This is a genomic window from Streptomyces misionensis, assembly GCF_007896895.1.
In the GTDB taxonomy this organism is placed as follows: Bacteria; Actinomycetota; Actinomycetes; order Streptomycetales; family Streptomycetaceae; genus Streptomyces; species Streptomyces misionensis_A.
Genome location: NZ_VOGW01000174.1, coordinates 62,875 through 66,329, shown reverse-complemented (window position 1 = coordinate 66,329; position 3,455 = coordinate 62,875). Strand labels below are relative to the sequence as shown.

The window sequence follows — 3,455 nt, the reverse complement described above, 5'->3', positions numbered from 1 at the left end:
ACCCCGCGCGAAGCCCCTCTTCGGCCCCACCCCGGAAACGGGTTCCTGATCACCCCTCCGGACCTGCTAGTGTTCTACCCGTCGCCGCGAGCACAACCCACCGCGACCGACACGCCCCCGTAGCTCAGGGGATAGAGCAACGGCCTCCGGAGCCGTGTGCGCAGGTTCGAATCCTGCCGGGGGCACCCTGTATGAGGTGCCCAAAGACCCCGTCACCAGCGGAAACGCTGAGGCCGGGGTCTTCGCGTATGTGCAGGCGTGTGCCGCCCGGAGCGGCCGTATGTCGGGGTCTGTGGACTATTCGTGGACAGAATCTCGGTGCGTCTTCCCAGGTCAGCCAGCACATGTGAGGCCGACAGCCATCACCCGGCATCCGGCCATTGCTCAGGGAACCGGGGTGGCTCCGAGCCAGCCTCCCGTTCGGCTCGTCGCGCGTTCTCACCGCGGAGCGAGGTCAACCACGGCCAGAGATCCGGGAGCGGCTGTGCCGAGCACGCCAACCGGTGCTCGACACGGCACCGCTGATAAGGGTCTGGCGGACATACTCCGTAGACGGCCACTCGCCCATCTGACAGCTCGATCCACCGATGCTCCGCCGGCACCGTGTGGGCCAACGGGCTCATGTCCGGCTCCAGCAACACCCAGTCCTGCTCAAGCGTCGCCACTCGGTCTTGCAACAGGCCACAGTACGGACAGCGCGACTGCCCACCGCGCAGCCGACGTGGCTCCTCCTCCGAAAACCCCATACGGTGAGGGTCGACAGCCCTGCGGCATATTCGTAGAGATGAATTGGACGGAACCTGTGAGCCGTCCGATCGTCAGTGATACGAAAAGCGACGCGGCAGGTGCACTCAGCATCTACCGGCCGTCGGCATATGGCTGATACACGACGATGCCCTCCGCTCGTGTAAGCGGAGGGCATCGGTGTGCTTGCTTGGTCATTCGTATTCGCGCAACAGATCCTCGATCTTGCGGTTGGCGATCTCCTGCCGTCCGTCGATGCACTTGGCGTAACGGCTCAGCAGCACCTCAACACTGTTACCCGCACGCTCGGCCACTTCGGTCGGGTCCACCCCGGAGTTGAGCCACGTCGACAGCGCCGAGTGCCGCAGATCGTATGGACGCGCGGCAAGCGGGGAAGCAACCGCGGCCGGCGGAAGCGCCAGTACACGGGCCTCCTGCCAGACGCGGTAGTACGTCGAAGAGCCGACCACTCCCCCGCGCTCATTGGTGAACAGTCGCCCGTCCTCGGCGGTGCCGAAGGTATCGAGATGCTGCCGAAGGATGGCGACGAGCTGGGGCGGGATTGGTACGAGCCGGACCTCCTCCGCCGGCCGGTTCTTCAGGCCCCGGTCGTCGTGGGTCTCGCCAGAGTCCGTCCACCGCTTGCCGACACTGGGGCGCGTCCTATTCAGGAGGACCGTCCCCCAGCCAATCTCGGGCAGCTTCACGTCCGCGGCGGTAAGGCCGACGGCCTCAGCCGGACGCAGAGCGCCGTAGTACATGCAAGCGAACAGGCCGACGAGTCGGCGGCCGCGCGCACGGTCGTAGCCACCGACATACGAGACCGCGGTCAGCAGGGAACGAGCCTGCTCAGGATTGGCGACCACCCGAGGATCGACCTCCCCGGCGACCTTCGGCTTCTTCCAGCGGATACCCGTGATCGGGTTCTCCTTGAACTCCCCGAGATCAACCGCGTAATGCAGAGCGTTGACCAGTGTCCGCCGCTTACGTCGAACCGTCTCCGCAGCGGCCGGCGTCCCGTCGAGCTTCAGCTTGAGCGAGTCCAGAACCGCCCTGCCGATCGCGGCGTCACCGAGGTCCGAGAGCGGGCGCGACGCTTTTGCCACCCAGTGCAAGGCGTTCGTGATTTCGGCCGGTACTTCGCGCTCTTCCGGACCAGGAAGGACGAAGGCCCAGTTACGGAGCGCCTTCCTGATCAGTTCCTCGGACGGCCGTCCCGGACGCGCGTCGAGAAGGGCCATGGTGACAGCTGTCAGCGACTCGTTGATCCCGTTGCGCGTATTGGGCGCCGCGTGCGGCCACTTCATGGCCAGATACTTCAGCGCGAAGGCGTACCAAGTCATCGAGGCCGCCTTTTCGACCATGGATTCGGGCAGTCCCGTCACCGTGTCGAACTCTTCTCCGGCGTGGGCGGCGCGGAGCAGCTTGGAACGGTAATGGTCCGCCAATCCCTTGGTGCGGAACTGCTCGGAAAACACGTTCCCGGCGACAGTCCATCGGACGTCGTAGGAGGACTTCTTGGTGTTCCGCTTCCGGACGCCCCACACCTTCACGTCGAGAGACTTCATGCCACCTCCTCCAACTGCCCGAGCCAAGCGGTAAAGTCACTCCGCCACACACGGAGTTCACCGTTGGGCAGCTTGAAAGCAGCTGGCCCCTGCCCCAACTCGCGCCACCGGTAGAAAGTGCGGCGGGACACCCCGCCCAGTTCCGCAAGGATCTGCGGGACGGTCATCAGTTCGTCGCGGCGGCGGTCCATGTCGGTTCTCCTTCCGTTCCAGGGGCGGGTTCGAGGGATGCGGCCAGCCAGGCTTCGGTGTCGGACAGGCCGGTGCCAGCGAAGACCCAGTGGGCGAGGACGTACGTGGTCTCGGCCTCGGGGCCGTTGGGTGCTGTGGCTTGGGCCCGGCGCCATTGGGCGCGGGCGTCGCGGAGGGCGCCGAGGGTGACGGAGTAGCGGCGGGACTTGGTGGAGAAGTGGCCGCGGAAGCCGAGCATGTGGGCCCAGGCGCGCAGGCGGAGGTGTTCCAGGTCCTTGCGGGCGCCGAGGGACCAGGCGGTTCGGATGAGGCGGCGGGCGTGGTCGCTGATGTCGAGCTGGGCGAGTTCGGCGGCGAACTTCAGGGGGCGGTCGAGGGCGCCCGTCGCGGTCTCGGCGCCCTTGGTGGCGTACTTGGCGATGTACGCCGCTACGGCCCGCTCGGTCAGCTCCTGGCCGCCGTTGAAATCGGCGGAGCGGATGGTGCGGACGTCGAGCTGGCGGCCGAAGGTGAAGGTGTGGGCGCGGCCGTCGATGGCCGGGCCGTCGACGCGGGCCTTGGCGGCGGCAGCCTCGATGGCGTCGGTGAGTAGTTCGGCGGTTGCCCAGGCCGGGGGCGGGGTGTCGCCGCCGCTGGGGCCGTCGAGGCGGATCACGGCGTGGAAGTGGACGGCGCCGCGCTTCTGGTACTCGGCGACCTTGGCGAAGGAGACGCGGGCGTGTTCACGGAAGCGGCGCTGTGACAGGCCAGCACGCTTGGCGATCTCCCGGCGGAGGTGGATGGAGAAGCGGCGCCAGAGGAGACCGGCGTGCGCGTTCCACAGCACGGCTGCTTCGTAGTCGTACGTGTCCGGGTCGAGTGGGGTGCCAAGGGCGTGGTCGTCCTGGTCGTGGTGGGTGCCGCAGCGGCAGGGGCGGCCGTCGGTGCGGCGGTTGTGGACCGGGCCGAAGC

4 protein-coding genes and 1 tRNA gene are annotated in these 3,455 nt (G+C 67.3%); 1 reads left to right on the top strand and 4 read right to left on the bottom strand.

The window, feature by feature from the left end; all coding sequences use genetic code 11:
• Positions 1 to 113: 113 nt before the first annotated feature.
• Positions 114 to 185 (top strand) — tRNA-Arg (locus FRZ03_RS29070).
• 177 nt (positions 186 to 362) lie between these two features.
• Here FRZ03_RS29070 and FRZ03_RS39850 read toward each other — a convergent pair.
• From FRZ03_RS39850 to FRZ03_RS29050, 4 genes are all read right to left on the bottom strand, one after another.
• Positions 363 to 746, bottom strand: a complete 384-nt coding sequence (locus tag FRZ03_RS39850) for a DUF6083 domain-containing protein (RefSeq protein WP_146468071.1) — start codon at positions 744 to 746, stop codon at positions 363 to 365.
• Positions 747 to 938: 192 nt separating this feature from the next.
• Complete coding sequence (locus FRZ03_RS29060) at positions 939 to 2,312, bottom strand: tyrosine-type recombinase/integrase (RefSeq protein WP_146468070.1); 1,374 nt, start codon at positions 2,310 to 2,312, stop codon at positions 939 to 941.
• Complete coding sequence (locus FRZ03_RS29055) at positions 2,309 to 2,503, bottom strand: helix-turn-helix transcriptional regulator (protein ID WP_146468069.1); 195 nt, start codon at positions 2,501 to 2,503, stop codon at positions 2,309 to 2,311. The genes FRZ03_RS29060 and FRZ03_RS29055 overlap by 4 nt, the downstream gene beginning before the upstream one ends.
• On the bottom strand, positions 2,479 to 3,455 hold a 977-nt coding region (locus FRZ03_RS29050), incomplete at its 5' end, for a replication initiator (protein WP_146468079.1). The genes FRZ03_RS29055 and FRZ03_RS29050, both read right to left, overlap by 25 nt.

Excerpts from the sequence above, each read along its gene's own strand:
- FRZ03_RS39850 (WP_146468071.1), bottom strand. The coding sequence starts at position 746 with ATGGGGTTTTCGGAGGAGGAGCCACGTCGGCTGCGCGGTGGGCAGTCG.
- FRZ03_RS29055 (WP_146468069.1), bottom strand. The coding sequence starts at position 2,503 with ATGGACCGCCGCCGCGACGAACTGATGACCGTCCCGCAGATCCTTGCG.
- FRZ03_RS29060 (WP_146468070.1), bottom strand. The coding sequence starts at position 2,312 with ATGAAGTCTCTCGACGTGAAGGTGTGGGGCGTCCGGAAGCGGAACACC.